The sequence below is a fragment of the Pseudomonas sp. LB3P25 genome, assembly GCF_054897985.1.
Genome location: NZ_CM142711.1, coordinates 209,322 through 226,547, shown reverse-complemented (window position 1 = coordinate 226,547; position 17,226 = coordinate 209,322). Strand labels below are relative to the sequence as shown.

Below are 17,226 nucleotides of genomic sequence, written 5' to 3'. Positions count from 1 at the left end.
TTCAGGCGTTGGCCAACCAATCGCGGTCTTGCAGGAAGTACTCGGTCAGCCGTGCTTCTTCGCTGCCCGGCTCGACTTTCCAGTCGTAGCCCCAGCGTACTTGCGGTGGCAGAGACATCAGGATCGACTCGGTACGCCCGCCCGATTGCAGACCGAACAGCGTACCGCGGTCGTAGACCAGGTTGAATTCAACGTAGCGCCCACGGCGGAATTCCTGGAATTCACGCTGTTTGGCGGTAAACGCATCGTTTTTGCGGCGCTGCACGATGGGCAGGTAGGCGTCGATGAACGCATCACCGATGGCACGCATGAAGGCAAAACTGGTGTCGAAGTCCCACTCGTTCAAGTCATCGAAGAACAGGCCGCCGATGCCGCGCGGCTCGTGGCGATGTTTGATGTGGAAGTAGCTGTCGCACCAGGCCTTGTAGCGCGAGTAAACATCTGGACCGAACGGCGCGCAGGCCTGCTCGGCGACGCGGTGCCAGTGCACGCAGTCTTCTTCATTGCCGTAATAAGGCGTCAGGTCGAAGCCGCCGCCGAACCACCAGACCGGTTCTTCGCCTTCTTTTTCAGCGATGAAAAAGCGCACGTTGGCGTGGGACGTCGGCACATACGGGTTGTGCGGGTGAATAACCAAAGAGACGCCAAGGGCTTCGAAGCCACGGCCGGCCAATTCTGGCCGATGAGCGCTGGCAGACGGAGGAAGACCGCTGCCGAAGACGTGGGAAAAGTTGACGCCGCCCTTTTCGATGACCGCGCCGTTTTCGATCACCCGAGTGCGACCGCCGCCACCGGCAGGCCGGGTCCAGGCGTCTTCGACGAAGTGCGTGCCGCCATCTTCAGCTTCGAGGGCCGCGCAAATGCGGTCTTGCAGGTCGAGCAGGTAGGCTTTTACGGCCTCGGTGCGGGTTGTCATGTCATCACCTTGAATCGGGCAAAGCTACGCGGCGCTCCATTGGAGCGGGGGCCGGCGCAAATGGGCGCGTAGCATAACATCGCAGGTGCACCCGTCGCAGTTGACGAAGATCAAGCATAGGAGTCCGATAGGGAGCTTCGCGCTACAACTCTAGTAGCTAAGACCTAAGGAGAGTTCTGATGGCTAAGCGTATCCAGTTCCGCGCCCACGGCGGCCCCGAAGTGCTCGAGTATGTCGATTACCAACCCGCCGAGCCCGGCCCGCAGCAGGTCCGCGTGACCAACAAGGCCATCGGCCTGAATTTCATCGATACCTATTTCCGCAGCGGCCTCTATGCGCCGCCAGCCCTGCCATCGGGCCTGGGCTCGGAAGGCGCGGGCGTGGTCGAGGCGGTGGGCAGTGAAGTCACCCGGTTCAAGGTCGGTGACCGCGTGGCGTATGGCAGCGGCCCATTGGGCGCCTACAGCGACGTTCACGTGTTGCCGGAGGCCAATCTGGTGCTTCTGCCGGACGCAATCAGCTTCGAACAGGCCGCCGGCGTAATGCTCAAGGGCCTGACCGTGCAGTACCTGCTGCGTCAGACGTATGAACTCAAGGGTGGCGAAACCATCCTGTTTCACGCCGCGGCCGGTGGTGTCGGTTCCCTGGCTTGCCAATGGGCCAAGGCCTTGGGCGTGAAGTTGATCGGCACGGTCAGCTCACCGGAGAAAGCCGCACTGGCCAAGGCCAACGGTGCTTGGGCAACCATCGACTACAGCCATGAAAACGTCGCACAGCGCGTACTGGAATTGACTGACGGGAAAAAAGTCCCGGTGGTGTACGACGGCGTGGGTAAGGACACTTGGCTGACTTCGCTTGATAGCGCGGCGCCTCGCGGTCTGGTGGTGAGCTTCGGCAATGCGTCGGGCGCGGTAGACGGGGTGAACCTGGGAATTCTGTCGGCGAAGGGTTCGTTGTACGTGACCCGGCCTACGCTCGCGACTTACGCCAATAACGCCGAGAACTTGCAGCGTATGGCGGATGAGCTATTCGAGATGATCATCAGCGGCAAGCTGAAGGTGGACATCAGCCAGAAGTATCCATTGGCTGAAGCGGCGAAGGCGCAGACCGAGTTGTCGGCGCGGCGTACGACTGGCTCGACTGTTCTGTTGCCTTGAGGGACGCTTTCGCGAGCAGGCTCGCTCCCACATTGGTTATGTGTTGATCACAAATACCCTGTGGGAGCGAGCCTGCTCGCGAATGGCCGCGCTGCGGTATCAATCCGGGCGCAAAACCTTGCCCGTCGCCAGATCGCGGATCACGCTCGGGTTCTTGCGTCCCCCGAGGTTACCGCCCAGCACCAAATCAACCTGCCCACGGAAATATTGCTCCACGCGAATTCGTGTGCGCGCTGCCGGCCGGCCCTGTGGATTGGCCGAGGTCGACACCAGCGGCCCCACCAACGCGCACAAATCCCGCACCTGCGGATGATCACTGACCCGCAACGCCACCGTTTCATGCACGCCGGTAATCCACTCGGGCAACAAATTCTGATGCGGCACCAGCCAGGTGTTCGGCCCCGGCCAAGTGCTGGCCATGCGGTCCATCCACAGTTCCGGGAAGTCTTCGAAAAGGAAGTCGAACTGACGGATATTGTCGGCGACCAGAATCAGGCCCTTATCCACAGACCGTCCCTTGATCAGCAGCAGACGGTCCACCGCTTCTTCGTCCCACGGGTCGCAACCCAGGCCCCAGACAGCTTCGGTTGGGTAGGCAATCACCGCGCCTGCGCGAATGGCTCGTGCGGCTTGTTGCACACGCCAACTGTTAACCATGAAAAACTCTCCGGAATAAGGCTCTGCGCAGTTTACCGATCTTCCTTATAAAACCTAGCTCACCCGCGCAAACCAGCGCCCGCTTTCGCAGACCGCCCGGCCATCCATTTCCAGTTCCGTCAGCGCTGCCAGCACTTTGGGCAAGGCCCAGCCGCTGGTAACGGACAACGCTTCACTGGTATGGGGCGCGGCATGCAGCAGCATGAGCAACGGATGTGTCACCGCTGGTGTCGCTGTGGATAACGGCAACTGCTGCCAGCCGCGCAACGCTTCGAGGATATGCTCGATGGTTTCTACCAGCACCGCGCCGTCGCGGATCAGCTGATGACAACCCTTTGCGCCCGGGTGGTGGATTGACCCTGGAATTGCATACACCTCACGCCCTTGTTCCGCCGCCAGCCTCGCGGTGATCAACGAACCGCTGGCGACACTCGCCTCGACCACCAGCACGCCGAGGGATAAACCGCTGATGATCCGATTGCGCCGGGGGAAGTTACTGGCGGTCGGTCCGGCGTCCAGCGGGAACTCCGAAAGCACTGCGCTGCCCGAGGCGATCATCGCGTCTGCCAGCCGTCGATTGCGCTGTGGATAAAACTTTTCAAGTCCCGTGCCAAGTACACCGACCGTTCGCCCGCCCACGTCCAAAGCAGCTTGATGCGCGGCAGCATCAATGCCCAGCGCCAGACCGCTGGTAATGACAAAACCGGCGCCGGCCAAACTGCGGGAAAAGGCGGCGGCGGTGTCCATGCCCGGCCGCGAAGCGCGACGGCTGCCGACCATCGCCAGCTGCGGTTTTTCCAGAATGCCCGGATCGCCGGCAACGAATAACAGCGGCGGCGCATCACTGATTTCCGCCAGCAATGCCGGATAGTCAGATTGGTCCCACATCAGTAAATGCTGGCCCGGACGCTCTAACCAGGCCAATGCGTGGCCCGCGCCATCACGGATTTCACTGGAGCGCCTGGCCTCCGCACAAGCGAGGGGCAAACCCAGCGAACGCCAGGCACTGGCCGGCGCGCTAATAGCCTTGGACGCCGAGCCGAAAGCCTCAAGCAATTTCTTGAAACGTGCAGGGCCGAGTTCCGGCAAGCGATGCAAACGTAAACGAGCTTCCAGTTCCGCAGGGGAAACCGGTGCAAAAGCAGACAGCGACATGGATCATCCTTGATCGTTATGAGCCCCGTTCAAACGGGAATAAGCTGTGGATAACTCTGTTGGTAACTTGTGGAGCCTGCTTAAGGATTTCGCACCTTGTCCCAGATCGCCAGGGAGCGTGATGCGTTGAGCACCAGCCCGTAGCTGAGCTTGTCGTAGGTGCGGAAAACCATCAGCAAACCGGCGCGCTCATCCGGGATTTTCAGTGGCTGACCGGTGATCCGGTCACGCACGGTCTCGCCGGTTTTCATCACCACCAGCACATTGCCTTCGGCGAGGCCATCGCGCCGGCCCTTGTTCAGCGTGACCACATCCAGTGCGCCAATTTGGGTAACCCCGCGCGGCACGTCGATGATCAACCCGTTGATCTCGGTTTTTGGCGCACTGGGCATGAAGGTCGAGTTGATCGATCGCTCTTCACCGCTGAACAAGCGGTCGCCGAGGCGGACTTCCTGGGTGGTTCGTTGCAGCGCCAGGGTGGCGACGTCGCCTTCGGTGGCCACAATCTCCCCGCCGCCGATGTCGTCGGCATTGATCCCCAAAAATTCTTTACTGACAGGATCGGTGTAGACCTTGCCCTGACGGAAGATGCCGTAAACCGGCTGAGCCGGGTCGAAGCGCCCGCGAGCGAAGATTCGGTCACCGGTGCCACTGAGCACGCGTTCAGCATCGCCGGCGACGATATAAGGCGCCTTGTCGAAGTCCTCGACCGTGTCGACGATGCGGTTGCTCAGCAGAAAGCTGTTGATCGATTGCAGCGGAATGCTCGGGATGGCATCGGCAACCGGGCTGCTGCGGATGCGTGGCGACAGCTTGATGGTGCCCCGGGAAGCGCCGCGGTTGAGGGTCAGGCGTGGCTGCCCGTTGACGTAGACCAGCGACAGCGAGTCGCCGGGGTAAATGAGATTGGGGTTTTCGATCTGTGGATTAGCCTGCCAGAGCTCCGGCCATTTCCACGGTTCACGAAGGAATTTCCCCGATATGTCCCAAAGTGTGTCACCGGATACCACGGTGTATTGCTGTGGAAAACCTTCCTTGAGTTGCACTTGCCCGTGCGCCAAACCGGCCGAGGCCAGAAGGAGCAAGGCGAGTAGTGATTTCCTCATGCGGTGAATCCCTTTATTATGTACGTTCGCGTGAAACGCCGGAGCCCTCGTGGCTCGCTCCCGGCTCTTTCCTGAAAAGAAAGGGAGCTACGTTTTACAACGGTAGCCTGCATCTTCGGACCCGCCAGGCCATCGACCCGACATTACCTCACACGTGCAGCAATTAAGCTTATGGCCATTTTAGACATCCTCGAATATCCCGATTCGCGCCTGCGCACTATCGCCAAACCTGTGGCCGTAGTGGACGACGAAGTGCGTCAGTTGGTCGATGACATGTTTGAAACAATGTATGAAGCGCCAGGCATCGGCCTCGCCGCGACCCAGGTCAACGTGCACAAACGTATCGTCGTGATGGACCTCTCCGAAGACCGCAGCGAACCACGGGTGTTCATCAACCCCGAGTTCGAAACCCTGACCGACGAGATGGAGCAATATCAGGAAGGCTGCCTCTCGGTGCCGGGCTTCTACGAAAACGTCGATCGCCCACAGAAGGTCAAAATCAAGGCCCTGGACCGCGACGGCCAGCCTTACGAACTGATCGCCGAAGGACTGCTCGCCGTGTGCATCCAGCATGAATGCGACCACCTGAATGGCAAATTGTTCGTCGACTACCTGTCCAATCTCAAACGCGACCGAATCAAGAAGAAACTGGAAAAGCTCCATCGCCAGAACGCTTGATGCCCTCCTTTCAAAGGCTTGCTGCGGCAAGCCTTTTTCTTTTGCGAGACCTTTTGAATGACTGAGCCACTGCGCATCGTCTTTGCCGGCACCCCGGAATTCGCCGCCGAACACCTCAAGGCCCTGCTCGACAGCCCTTACGAGATCGTTGCGGTCTACACCCAACCGGACCGTCCGGCGGGTCGCGGGCAAAAGTTGATGCCAAGTCCGGTCAAGCAGTTGGCTCTCGAGAACAACATCCCGGTGCTGCAACCACCAACCCTGCGCAACGACGACGCTCAGGCCGAACTGGCTGCGCTGAAGCCGGACTTGCTGGTGGTGGTTGCCTATGGCCTGATCCTGCCGCAAGGGGTGCTGGATATTCCGCGCCTGGGCTGCATCAACAGCCACGCCTCCTTGCTGCCACGCTGGCGCGGAGCGGCGCCGATCCAGCGTGCCGTCGAAGCGGGCGACAGCGAAAGCGGCGTGACCGTGATGCGCATGGAACTGGGCCTCGACACCGGGCCGATGCTGCTGAAAGTCACCACGCCGATCACCGGTGAAGACACCGGCGGCAGCCTCCACGACTGTCTGGCGGAAATGGGTCCACCCGCCGTCATTCAAGCAATCGCCGGCCTCGCCGCCGGCACGCTGGAAGGCGAAGTGCAGGACGACAGCCTCGCCACCTACGCGCACAAATTGAACAAGGACGAGGCGCGCATCGACTGGAGCCGCCCGGCGGTTGAGCTGGAACGTCTGGTCCGCGCCTTCAATCCATGGCCGATCTGCCACAGCACGCTGAATGGCGAAGCATTGAAGGTGTTGGCCGCCAGTCTCGCTGAAGGGCAGGGCGCACCGGGGGAAATCCTCAGCGCCAGCAAGGATGGTTTGATCGTCGCGTGCGGTGAGCAAGCCCTGTGTCTGACCCGTCTGCAATTGCCCGGCGGCAAGGCGCTGAACTTCAGCGACTTGTTCAACAGCCGTCGTGAGAAATTCGCCGTCGGCACCGTCCTCGGTCAAGCGGCGGACGCTCAATGAATCCACGTCTGGCCGCCGCCAAGGCACTGGCTGCTGTTCTTAACGGAAAAGCCTCACTCAACAGTTCCCTGCCGACACAAATGGACAAGGTTGAAGACCGCGACCGCGGCTTCACCCAAGACCTGGCGTTCGGCACCGCGCGCTGGCAGCCGCGTTTGTCGGCGCTGGCGGCCAAGTTGTTGCAGAAGCCGTTCAAGGCAGCCGACGCCGATGTCGAAGCGCTGTTGCTGGTCGGTCTCTACCAATTGCTCTACACCCGGGTTCCGGCCCATGCCGCCATCGGTGAAACCGTGGGTTGCGCCGACAAGCTGAAAAAGCCCTGGGCCAAGGCCTTGCTCAACGCCGTTTTGCGCCGCGCCCAGCGTGAAAGCGAAGCGCTGCTGGCGGAGCTGGAACACGATCCGGTGGTGCGCACTGCCCACCCGCGCTGGCTGCAAAAATCCCTGAAAGCCTTCTGGCCTGAACAATGGGAAGCCATTTGTGCAGCGAACAACGCGCATCCGCCGATGATCCTGCGGGTCAACCGTCGTCATCACAGTCGCGATGCTTATCTCGAGTTGCTGACCGCCGCCGGCATCGCCGCCACGCCGTGCACTTACAGTCAGGACGGCATCATTCTCGACGCCGCCACCGACGTGCGCAGCTTGCCGGGTTTCGCCGAAGGCTGGATCAGCGTGCAGGACGAAGCCGCCCAGCTCGCCGCCGATCTGCTCGACCTGGCACCGGGCCAACGGGTGCTGGACGCCTGCTGCGCACCGGGCGGCAAGACCTGCCACATTCTTGAAGCCGAGCCGGCGCTCGCCGGCGTGGTGGCGGTGGACCTGGAAGCCAAGCGTCTGGTGCGGGTGCGGGAAAACCTCGCACGCCTGGGCCTGAGCGCCGAGCTGATCGCCGCCGACGGCCGCGACACCGCCACCTGGTGGGACGGCAAACCGTTCCAGCGCATTCTGCTGGACGCGCCATGCTCGGCCACCGGCGTCATCCGTCGTCATCCCGACATCAAGCTGACTCGCCAACCGGACGACATCGCTGCTCTGGCGGTGCTTCAAGGTGAGCTGCTCGACGCCCTGTGGATAACTTTGGAAGTCGGTGGAATTCTGCTTTACGCCACCTGCTCCACGCTGCCGACCGAGAACACTGAAGTCATCAAGGCCTTCCTCGCTCGCACGCCGGGCGCCCGCGAACTGGACCTCGCCACCCAAGCCGGCATCAAGCAGCCTCACGGTCGCCAATTGCTGGCCCAGGACGGCGGCCACGACGGGTTCTACTACGCCAAGCTGATCAAGATCGCCGCCGCGCGCGGTTAATGGGTTTTAAGGGAGTGACTGGATGAAAATCATCATCCTCGGCGCAGGGCAGGTCGGCGGTTCGCTGGCGGAACACTTGGCCAGCGAGGCCAACGACATCACGGTGGTCGACACGGATGGCGAACGCCTGCGCGACCTCGGCGATCGGCTGGACATCCGCACCGTGCAGGGCCGCGGCTCACTGCCGACGGTGCTGCGCCAGGCCGGCGCGGACGACGCCGACATGCTGGTGGCGGTGACCAACAGCGACGAAACCAACATGATTGCCTGCCAGGTTGCCCACTCCCTGTTTCACACCCCGACCAAAATCGCCCGGGTGCGCGAAGCTGCGTACCTGACTCGCTCCGAGCTGTTCGACAACGAAGCGATTCCGGTGGACGTGCTGATCAGCCCGGAACAAGTGGTCACCAACTACATCAAGCGCCTGATCCAGCATCCCGGCGCCTTGCAGGTGATCGACTTCGCCGAAGGCAAAGCCCAATTGGTGGCGGTCAAGGCGTACTACGGCGGACCGTTGGTAGGCCAGCAACTGCGCCAGTTGCGTGAACACATGCCGAATGTCGAAACCCGCGTCGCGGCGATTTTCCGTCGCGATCGGCCGATCCTGCCTCAGGGCGATACGGTGATCGAGGCGGACGACGAAGTCTTTTTCATCGCCGCCAAGGCGAATATTCGCGCGGTGATGAGCGAAATGCGCCGCCTCGATGAGAGCTACAAGCGCATCGTCATCGCTGGCGGCGGGCAGATTGGTGAACGTCTGGCCGAGGCCATCGAAAGCCGTTACCAAGTGAAGATCATCGAGATGAACCCGGCGCGCTGCCGTCATCTCTCGGACACCCTCGACAGCACCGTGGTTCTGCAAGGCAGCGCTTCGGATCGGGATCTGCTGCTGGAAGAGAACATCGCAGACGCTGACCTTTTCCTGGCCCTGACCAACGACGACGAAGCCAACATCATGTCCTCGCTGCTGGCCAAGCGCCTGGGTGCGAAGAAGGTGATGACCATCATCAACAACCCGGCCTACGTCGACCTGATTCAGGGCGGCGATATCGACATCGCCATCAGCCCGCAATTGGCGACCATCGGCACCTTGCTCGCGCACGTGCGCCGCGGCGATATCGTCAGCGTGCACTCATTGCGCCGGGGCGCGGCGGAGGCCATCGAGGCGATTGCCCACGGTGATGAGAAGTCGAGTAAGGTCATCGGCAAGGCCATTGAGAACATTGGCTTGCCGCCGGGCACCACCATCGGCGCAATCATCCGCGACGAAGAGGTGATCATTGCCCACGACGACACAGTGATCGCGGCGGGCGACCATGTGATTCTGTTCCTTGTGGATAAGAAGCATATTCGGGATGTGGAGAAGTTGTTTCATGTGGGGCTGAGCTTCTTCTGATCCGGGATTTGCGGTGGCCGAGCGGGCCTCTTCGCGAGCAGGCTCGCTCCCACAATGGGTTTTTACCGTACTCAAAATATGCGTTCACTGAAGATCTACTGTGGGAGCGAGCTTGCTCGCGAAAGCGGTCTTTCAGAGAAACATCCCTTCCTGATTCTCCTCAACAAGGAATCCACCCATGCTCGAATCCCTGGAAAAAATGCTCGCCAAGGGTGTGGATAACTCATTGCTGCGCTTCGGGCTGGGCAAGGGTTATCTGGATCTTGGGGAAAACGCCAAGGCCGCCGAGCATTTCCAGCGTTGCGTCGAATTCGATCCGAAGTATTCGGCGGCCTGGAAGCTATTGGGCAAAGCGCATCTGGGGCTGAAGGATTTCGCGGCGGCACGTCAGGCGTGGGAACTGGGCCTGGAAGCCGCTCGCGCCCATGGCGACAAGCAGGCCGAAAAGGAAATGACGGTGTTTCTGAAGAAGCTTGAGCGTCAGGCCCACTGATCAGAGGTATCGCAGGCCAATGCCCTCGGCATCCACCAGCACCACTTCCATGCGCACCCGCGGCGCGCCTGTGGGTAAGTCCTGCACCTGACCGTACACCACCGTGCCCTTGGGCAACGCTGACAAGCCCGGATGCTTGACGTAGACACCTGTCGTCGACAGGTTACGCGTCTGACCCAGGCATTCGCCGAAACTGTGGTGACTGATCTTGATGCGAAACGATTTGCGGTGTTCGGACATCTTCTGCGCCCTTTATTGAACGGTTGTGGATAACCTTGGTGCCCAAGGTTATCCACAGATCATGCCAATCAACTCAGTACCAGCGCTCTTCACCCGGCGGACGCTTCTTGAAGCGCTTCATGCTCCACATGTACTGGCTCGGATACGCCCGCACATAGCGCTCGACCACCTGGCTCATGGCTGCGCAGGACGTTTCGGTATCGGTGCTGTACATGGCCTCTGGCGCGGCTTCCAGGATCACTTTGTAACCCGAACCGTCCGGCAACCGCAGTGCATGCAGGAACACACCGACCGCTTTGCCGCCCGCGAGCATGTTCGGTACGAACTTGCTGGTCAGGGCCTGGGTGGCGAAGAAGGGTACGAAGATCCCGGCGGATTCGGCCGGTTCCGGGTCAGCGGGAATGCCCACTGCACCACCTTTGCGCACTTCCTTGATGACGCTGAGAATGCCTTCCTTGGTGGAAGCGGCAACCCGGTTACCCAGTTGCACCCGCTGCTTGCGCAGCAAATCATCAACCGCCTTCAATTTTGGCGGGCGATAGAAAATGATCGGTTTGCACTGGCTGCAATAAAAGTGGTTCAACACTTCCCAATTGCCCAAGTGGCTGGTGATACCGACGACCCCTTTGCCGGAGGCGAGGGCGTCCTTTAATACGTCGAGACCTTCGACTTCACGCACCAGGTCGATGGAGCGCTGGGCCGGCCAGATCCAGGCGCAGGCACTTTCGGTCAGGGACTTGCCAATGTCTTTAAGGCTCTGGCCTACCAGTCGTTCCCGTTCAGCCGGGGCCATGTCGGGGAAGCACTTGGCGAGGTTGATCCGCACCACATCGCGGGAACGGTTGGGGGTTTTCCACATGACCCAGCCGATGGCCGAGCCCACGGCCTGCACTGCCCGCCATGGGAGCAGGGCAAACAGCCGCAGAGCGCCTACCAGCAAGGCGCCTTTAAACTTATCCACAGGTCACTCCTGATTTTGTGCTGTGCGCGAGGCGGCTATTCTAACCGCCGTTGGCCAACGTCGCGTAGCGATCACAATCCTGGGTGTGGTCCATGACCATGCCCGAGGCCTGCATCAGCGCGTAGCAAATAGTCGGGCCGACGAACGTGAAGCCGGCCTTTTTCAGGCCTTTGCTCATCTCCACGGCGGTCGGCGTCACGGCCGGCACTTCGCTGCGATCCTTGAAATGGTTGATCACAGGCTGGCCGTCGACGAAAGACCAGAGAAACTCCACCGGATCCTCCAGCGCCAGCCAGGCCTGGGCATTGCGCCGGGCCGCATTGAGTTTGAGGCGATTGCGAATGATGCCCGGATCGAGCATCAATTCATCGATTTCAGCGTCGCTCATCTGCGCCACGCGCTGTACGTCGAAGCCGAACATCACTTGACGATAGTGCTCACGTTTACGCAGCACGGTGATCCAGGAAAGGCCGGCCTGGAACCCTTCGAGCAAAAGCAACTCGAACAAACCCTGCGCATCGCGTAGCGGCGTGCCCCACTCCTGATCGTGATAAGCCATGTACAGCGGATCTTCGGAACACCAAAAGCAGCGTGGCATAAGGCTCCAGGGGGCGTGCGCAGGACCGAATCGGGTATACTCCCGCTCTTTAAATCGCAGCCCAAGAAACAGGTGAATTTCGTGAGCCAGCCTACGCCAGCCGTGCGTACCTTCCAAGACTTGATCCTCGCCCTCCAGCAATACTGGGCCGAGCAAGGTTGTGTGGTACTTCAGCCCTACGATATGGAAGTAGGCGCCGGGACTTTCAACACGGCCACGTTCCTGCGTGCCATTGGCCCGGAAACCTGGAACGCCGCTTATGTGCAGCCCAGTCGTCGCCCGACTGACGGCCGCTACGGCGAAAACCCGAACCGTCTGCAGCACTACTACCAGTTCCAGGTCGTGCTGAAGCCGAACCCGGACAACTTCCAGGAACTGTACCTGGGCTCCCTCAAGCATGTCGGCCTGGACCCGCTGGTCCACGACATTCGCTTCGTTGAAGACAACTGGGAATCGCCGACCCTCGGCGCCTGGGGCCTGGGCTGGGAAGTCTGGCTCAATGGCATGGAAGTGACGCAGTTCACTTACTTCCAGCAAGCGGGCGGCATCGAGTGTTACCCGGTGACCGGCGAGATCACTTACGGTCTCGAGCGCCTGGCCATGTACCTGCAAGGCGTGGATTCGGTCTACGACCTGGTCTGGGCTGACGGTCCGTTTGGCAAGGTGACCTACGGCGACGTGTTCCACCAGAACGAAGTGGAGCAGTCGACCTACAACTTCGAACACGCCAATGTCGAGAAGCTGTTCGAACTGTTCGACTTCTACGAAAGCGAAGCCAAGCGCCTGATCGAACTCGACCAGCCGCTGCCGTTGCCGAGCTACGAAATGGTGTTGAAGGCTTCCCACACCTTCAACCTGCTGGATGCGCGCCGGGCGATCTCGGTGACCGCGCGTCAGCAATACATTCTGCGTGTCCGCACCCTGGCGCGTTCCGTTGCGCAAGCCTACCTGCTGGCTCGCGCCAAGCTGGGCTTCCCGATGGCGACCCCGGACCTGCGTGATGAAGTGTTGGCTAAGCTGGAGGCTGCACAATGAGTGCTCAAGATTTTCTGGTTGAACTGGGCACCGAAGAACTGCCACCCAAAGCCCTGAACACCCTGGCCGACGCGTTCCTGGCCGGTATCGACAAGGGCCTGCAAGCCGCTGGCCTGAACTACGAGACCAAAACCGTCTACGCCGCGCCACGTCGTCTGGCTGTGCTGATCACCTCGCTGGCTACCCATCAGCCGGATCGCAGCATCAACCTCGACGGCCCGCCACGTCAGGCCGCGTTCGATGCCGAAGGCAACCCGACTCAAGCGGCATTGGGCTTCGCCAAGAAGTGCGGCGTTGACCTGAGCGAAATCGATCAGAGCGGCCCGAAACTGCGCTACAGCCAAAGCATTGCCGGCAAGCCAACCGCGAGCCTGCTGCCGACCATCGTCGAAGATTCCCTGAACGACCTGCCAATCCCGAAGCGCATGCGCTGGGGTGCTCGCAAGGAAGAATTCGTTCGCCCGACTCAGTGGCTGGTGATGCTGCTCGGTGACCAGGTCATCGACTGCACGATCCTCGCCCAAAAGTCCGGCCGCGATTCCCGTGGTCACCGCTTCCATCACCCGGAAAGCGTGCGCATCACTTCGCCGGCCAACTACTTGACCGACCTGCGCGCCGCTTATGTGCTGGCCGATGCCAACGAGCGTCGCGAGCTGATCAGCAAGCGCGTCGAAGAGCTGGCGACGATGCAGGAAGGGACGGCGATCGTGCCGCCAGCCCTGCTCGACGAAGTGACCGCGCTGGTTGAATGGCCAGTGCCGCTGGTGTGCTCGTTCGAAGAGCGTTTCCTCGACGTGCCGCAAGAAGCCCTGATCACCACCATGCAGGACAACCAGAAGTATTTCTGCCTGCTGGATGCCGACGGCAAGTTGCTGCCACGGTTCATTACTGTGGCCAACATCGAAAGCAAAGACCCGCAGCAGATCATCGCCGGTAACGAGAAAGTGGTTCGCCCACGTCTTACCGACGCCGAGTTCTTCTTCAAGCAAGACAAGAAGCAGAAACTCGAAGACTTCAACCTGCGTCTGCAGAACGTGGTGTTCCAGGAAAAACTCGGCAGCGTCTACGACAAGGCCGAGCGCGTTTCCAAACTAGCCGCGTTCATCGCTCAGCGCATTGGCGGCAACGCTGCATGGGCTTCCCGTGCCGGCCTGCTGTCCAAGTGCGACCTGGCGACCGAAATGGTCGGTGAGTTCCCGGAGATGCAAGGTGTCGCCGGTTACTACTACGCCCTCAACGACGGCGAGCCGCAAGATGTTGCACTGGCACTGAACGAGCAGTACATGCCGCGCGGTGCCGGTGCGGAACTGCCGACCACCCTGACCGGTGCGGCCGTGGCCATCGCGGACAAGCTCGACACCCTGGTGGGCATTTTTGGTATCGGCATGCTGCCAACCGGTAGCAAAGACCCGTATGCCCTGCGTCGTGCTGCACTCGGCGTGTTGCGCATCCTGATCGACAAGAAGCTCGACCTCGACCTGAACGATGCCGTGGCTTTCGCCGTGAATGCGTTCGGTACCAAGGTCAAGGCTGCCGGCCTCAACGATTCGGTGCTGGAATTCATCTTCGACCGTCTGCGTGCCCGTTACGAAGACGAAGGTGTGGATGTCGGGACTTATCTGTCGGTGCGTGCCCTGAAGCCGGGTTCGGCGCTGGACTTCGATCAGCGCGTACAAGCGGTAGAAGCCTTCCGCAAATTGCCGGAAGCCGCTGCCCTGGCCGCGGTGAACAAGCGCGTTTCGAACTTGCTGAGCAAGGTCGAAGGCTCTGTTCCTTCGGTCGTGGAAGCCAAGTACTTCGACAACGCCAACGAGTTCTCCCTGTACTCGGCGATCCAGCAGGCTGACCAGGCTGTGCAGCCGATGGCCGCTGCGCGTCAGTACAGCGAATCGCTGGCGCGCCTGGCTGCCTTGCGCGAGCCAGTGGACGCGTTCTTCGAAGCCGTGATGGTCAATGCGGAAGATGCCAAGGTCCGTGCCAACCGTTATGCGTTGCTGTCGCGTCTGCGTGGGCTGTTCCTCGGCGTCGCCGACATTTCGCTGCTGGGCTGAGGAGCTGCTGTTGAAACTGCTGATTCTCGATCGGGACGGGGTGATCAATTACGACTCCGACGCATACATCAAGTCGGTGGAGGAGTGGATTCCGCTCCCGGGTTCGATCGAAGCCATCGCGCAGTTGAGCAAGGCCGGCTGGACGGTAGCGGTGGCTACCAACCAGTCGGGCATCGCTCGCGGCTATTACGACATCGCCACCCTGGACGCCATGCACGAGCGCTTGCGCTCGTTGGTGGCGGAGCAGGGCGGTGAAGTCGGGCTGATCGTCTATTGCCCGCACGGGCCGGACGATGGCTGCGATTGCCGCAAACCAAAACCCGGGATGTTGAAAACCATCGCCGCGCATTACAACGTATCGCTGACTGATCTTTGGTTCGTCGGCGATACCCTTGGTGACCTGGAGGCCGCCAAAGCCGTCGATTCTCAGCCAGTTTTGGTAAAGACCGGGAAAGGCGAAAAGACTATGGGCAAGACCCTACCGGTAGGCACCTTGATTTTTGACGATCTGGCGGCGATTGCCGCAGAACTTATCCACAATTAGAGTGCTTCGATTGTTCCTGACCAGGGATTGATCGGGAGTGCGCTTTATATAGACGGGCAGAGCCCGCAACGGTAAATGTCGCCATGTCGATACTGCAGGCCATCAGATCCTTCCTCTTTTACCTGCTGCTGGGCATCAGCTCCTTGCTCTGGTGCAGCCTGAGCTTTTTTATCGCGCCTTTTCTGCCGTTCAAGGCGCGCTATCGCTTCATCAATGTGTACTGGTGCCGCTGCGCCTTATGGCTGAGCAAAGTCTTTCTGGGTATCAGCTACGAAGTGAAGGGCGCCGAGAACGTGCCCCACCAGCCCTGCGTGATTCAGTCGAACCACCAGAGCACGTGGGAGACGTTCTTTCTATCCGCCTACTTCGAGCCATTGAGCCAGGTACTTAAGCGCGAACTGCTCTACGTTCCGTTTTTCGGCTGGGCCATGGCCATGCTCCGACCGATCGCTATCGACCGCGACAACCCGAAAGCGGCGCTCAAGCATGTGGCGAAGAAGGGCGATGAGCTGCTGAAAGACGGCGTCTGGGTGCTGATCTTCCCTGAGGGGACGCGAGTTCCGTACGGGACCATCGGAAAATTCTCTCGGGGTGGTAGCGCTTTAGCCGTCAACGCCGCGCTTCCAGTGCTGCCGATTGCGCACAACGCTGGCAAGTTCTGGCCGAAAACCGGTTGGGCGAAGAAGCAGGGCGTTATTACCGTGATCATCGGCGCGCCCATGTATGCCGAGGGTAGCGGGCCGCGTGCGGTTGCCGAGCTGAATGATCGGGTCCAGGCCTGGAACGAGCAGATGCAACGAGAAATGGGTTCGCTGCCACCCGCCCCGCAAGCCCCGACTGCTACTGATCAAATGGCTATCTGAGATTTTGTGGATAACCTGTGTACCGTTTTGTTGAAAAGCGTCGGATTTAGTTTGTAGGTTTATGATTTATATACATATTTTATAAACACATAAAATACCGAAAAAGGTGCATAAGTTTTTTTCGGACGTAAAAAAACCGGCTGATATAGCCGGTTTTTTATGCCTGCGGTTCTGGTGTTTCAATCTTCGAACAACGGGAAATGGAGACTTGAAGCAAGTGCCTTGGCCAACCACACTTTGACATTCAATCCGCCCGCCGTGACGATCCACCACCGCCTTCACCATCGATAATCCTAAACCCACCCCATCTATGCCTTGGGCCGAAGACAAGCGCCGATATTGGCTGAACAGTTCGGGCAACTCCTCTGCAGCGATGCCTTTGCCTTGGTCGATAAGCTCGCACGTTAACCAGCCTTCGCTACAGATGACCTGCAAGCTAATACCGGTGCCGGAGTCACTGCACTTGATGGCGTTTTCCAAGAGATTGAACAATGCCCGGGTCAATAGCGCCTGATCCGCCATGATCAAACTTTCCCGCGCCTCATCATCCACGTGATGGACCAGCTCGATCTGCTTCAATTGCGCGATGGTCAGCGCCTGATCGAAGACATCCAACACCAGCATCGCGAACAGGCTTGGCTGAAACTGATAGGCCTCGGAGCCTTCCCAGTTGCACGAAGCCATTGGTCAGATCCAGAGCACGACTCAGGTCAGTCAGGCTCAATAACCAGCCAATAGGCGTTTCACTGTCCACTGGCAGCAATGCGGCGCGCTCCAGACGCAGGCTTCGTTCCTTGATGTCCCTGAATTCAAGCAGCGCCGTTGAGCCTCTTTATAACTCAACTCGCCTTTTTCGACTTGGTCGACAACCGACAATTTAAAAGTCAGCGTGTAATCTCGCTGACTGCGTTTTGCGCCCGTATCCATTGCACCTTCCTGATAAGAAGTCAGAAGGTGTAAACCTTATTCAGGACGAGACAAGCCATCGGCATAGGGGACGGCCTTCATAGGCCGTTCCCCTGCCACACCACCCGGCATGCGGGTCCGCACCG

Annotated in this window: 17 protein-coding genes and 1 pseudogene; 10 read left to right on the top strand and 8 right to left on the bottom strand. The window is 60.0% G+C overall.

The annotated features are described in order from the left end of the window. Window position 1: 1 nt before the first annotated feature. Window positions 2-916 (bottom strand): oxygen-dependent coproporphyrinogen oxidase, encoded by a 915-nt coding sequence (gene hemF / locus ACYZTW_RS01030; RefSeq protein WP_462003390.1) that lies wholly within the window; start codon window positions 914-916, stop codon window positions 2-4. 179 nt (window positions 917-1,095) lie between these two features. Between hemF and ACYZTW_RS01025 the strand changes: the two genes are divergently transcribed. Next, entirely contained in the window at window positions 1,096-2,073 is a 978-nt protein-coding gene (locus ACYZTW_RS01025) for an NADPH:quinone reductase (RefSeq protein ID WP_462003389.1), read from the top strand. A 99-nt stretch (window positions 2,074-2,172) separates the two neighbouring features. Here ACYZTW_RS01025 and ACYZTW_RS01020 read toward each other — a convergent pair whose 3' ends face one another. From ACYZTW_RS01020 to ACYZTW_RS01010, 3 genes are all read right to left on the bottom strand, one after another. Further along, complete coding sequence (locus ACYZTW_RS01020) at window positions 2,173-2,730, bottom strand: L-threonylcarbamoyladenylate synthase (RefSeq protein WP_462003388.1); 558 nt, start codon at window positions 2,728-2,730, stop codon at window positions 2,173-2,175. 54 nt (window positions 2,731-2,784) lie between these two features. After that, window positions 2,785-3,885: a DNA-processing protein DprA gene (dprA, locus tag ACYZTW_RS01015; protein WP_462003387.1), complete on the bottom strand. Its 1,101-nt coding sequence runs from the start codon at window positions 3,883-3,885 to the stop codon at window positions 2,785-2,787. Between the two features lie 80 nt (window positions 3,886-3,965). After that, window positions 3,966-4,991 carry a LysM peptidoglycan-binding domain-containing protein gene (locus tag ACYZTW_RS01010; protein ID WP_462003386.1) on the bottom strand — a complete coding sequence of 342 codons (1,026 nt, stop codon included), beginning with the start codon at window positions 4,989-4,991 and terminating at the stop codon, window positions 3,966-3,968. Window positions 4,992-5,162: 171 nt separating this feature from the next. On the opposite strand from ACYZTW_RS01010, the gene def reads away from it, so the two are divergent. From def to ACYZTW_RS00985, 5 genes are all read left to right on the top strand, one after another. Then, window positions 5,163-5,669 (top strand): peptide deformylase, encoded by a 507-nt coding sequence (gene def, locus ACYZTW_RS01005; RefSeq protein WP_462003385.1) that lies wholly within the window; start codon window positions 5,163-5,165, stop codon window positions 5,667-5,669. Between the two features lie 57 nt (window positions 5,670-5,726). After that, on the top strand, window positions 5,727-6,686 hold the full coding sequence (fmt, locus tag ACYZTW_RS01000) for a methionyl-tRNA formyltransferase (protein WP_462003384.1): 960 nt from the start codon (window positions 5,727-5,729) through the stop codon (window positions 6,684-6,686). Then, window positions 6,683-7,993 carry a 16S rRNA (cytosine(967)-C(5))-methyltransferase RsmB gene (rsmB, locus tag ACYZTW_RS00995; protein WP_462003383.1) on the top strand — a complete coding sequence of 437 codons (1,311 nt, stop codon included), beginning with the start codon at window positions 6,683-6,685 and terminating at the stop codon, window positions 7,991-7,993. The genes fmt and rsmB overlap by 4 nt, the downstream gene beginning before the upstream one ends. A 22-nt stretch (window positions 7,994-8,015) precedes the next feature. Next, entirely contained in the window at window positions 8,016-9,389 is a 1,374-nt protein-coding gene (gene trkA / locus ACYZTW_RS00990) for a Trk system potassium transporter TrkA (RefSeq protein ID WP_149628582.1), read from the top strand. A 178-nt stretch (window positions 9,390-9,567) separates the two neighbouring features. After that, complete coding sequence (locus tag ACYZTW_RS00985; RefSeq protein WP_134421096.1) at window positions 9,568-9,882, top strand: tetratricopeptide repeat protein; 315 nt, start codon at window positions 9,568-9,570, stop codon at window positions 9,880-9,882. Here ACYZTW_RS00985 and ACYZTW_RS00980 read toward each other — a convergent pair whose 3' ends face one another. From ACYZTW_RS00980 to tag, 3 genes are all read right to left on the bottom strand, one after another. After that, window positions 9,883-10,122: a PilZ domain-containing protein gene (locus ACYZTW_RS00980; RefSeq protein WP_462003382.1), complete on the bottom strand. Its 240-nt coding sequence runs from the start codon at window positions 10,120-10,122 to the stop codon at window positions 9,883-9,885. Window positions 10,123-10,195: 73 nt separating this feature from the next. Then, the gene (locus tag ACYZTW_RS00975; protein WP_462003381.1) at window positions 10,196-11,083 is read right to left on the bottom strand and encodes a lysophospholipid acyltransferase; all 888 of its coding nucleotides are present in this window, start codon (window positions 11,081-11,083) and stop codon (window positions 10,196-10,198) included. 40 nt (window positions 11,084-11,123) lie between these two features. Continuing rightward, complete coding sequence (gene tag / locus ACYZTW_RS00970) at window positions 11,124-11,681, bottom strand: DNA-3-methyladenine glycosylase I (protein ID WP_462003380.1); 558 nt, start codon at window positions 11,679-11,681, stop codon at window positions 11,124-11,126. 81 nt (window positions 11,682-11,762) lie between these two features. Between tag and glyQ the strand changes: the two genes are divergently transcribed. The 4 genes from glyQ to ACYZTW_RS00950 all read left to right on the top strand — a co-directional run bounded on the left by glyQ (window position 11,763) and on the right by ACYZTW_RS00950 (window position 16,174). Further along, the gene (gene glyQ, locus ACYZTW_RS00965) at window positions 11,763-12,716 is read left to right on the top strand and encodes a glycine--tRNA ligase subunit alpha (RefSeq protein WP_462003379.1); all 954 of its coding nucleotides are present in this window, start codon (window positions 11,763-11,765) and stop codon (window positions 12,714-12,716) included. Next, entirely contained in the window at window positions 12,713-14,767 is a 2,055-nt protein-coding gene (gene glyS / locus ACYZTW_RS00960; protein WP_462003378.1) for a glycine--tRNA ligase subunit beta, read from the top strand. The genes glyQ and glyS overlap by 4 nt, the downstream gene beginning before the upstream one ends. Window positions 14,768-14,771: 4 nt before the next feature. After that, on the top strand, window positions 14,772-15,311 hold the full coding sequence (gene gmhB / locus ACYZTW_RS00955; RefSeq protein WP_462005879.1) for a D-glycero-beta-D-manno-heptose 1,7-bisphosphate 7-phosphatase: 540 nt from the start codon (window positions 14,772-14,774) through the stop codon (window positions 15,309-15,311). An 83-nt stretch (window positions 15,312-15,394) separates the two neighbouring features. Beyond that, window positions 15,395-16,174: a lysophospholipid acyltransferase family protein gene (locus ACYZTW_RS00950; protein ID WP_462003377.1), complete on the top strand. Its 780-nt coding sequence runs from the start codon at window positions 15,395-15,397 to the stop codon at window positions 16,172-16,174. Between the two features lie 189 nt (window positions 16,175-16,363). Here the strand turns inward: ACYZTW_RS00950 and ACYZTW_RS00945 are convergent. Then, window positions 16,364-16,991 (bottom strand): annotated as a pseudogene (locus ACYZTW_RS00945) (sensor histidine kinase); the annotation flags it as partial. Between the last annotated feature and the right edge of the window lie 235 nt (window positions 16,992-17,226).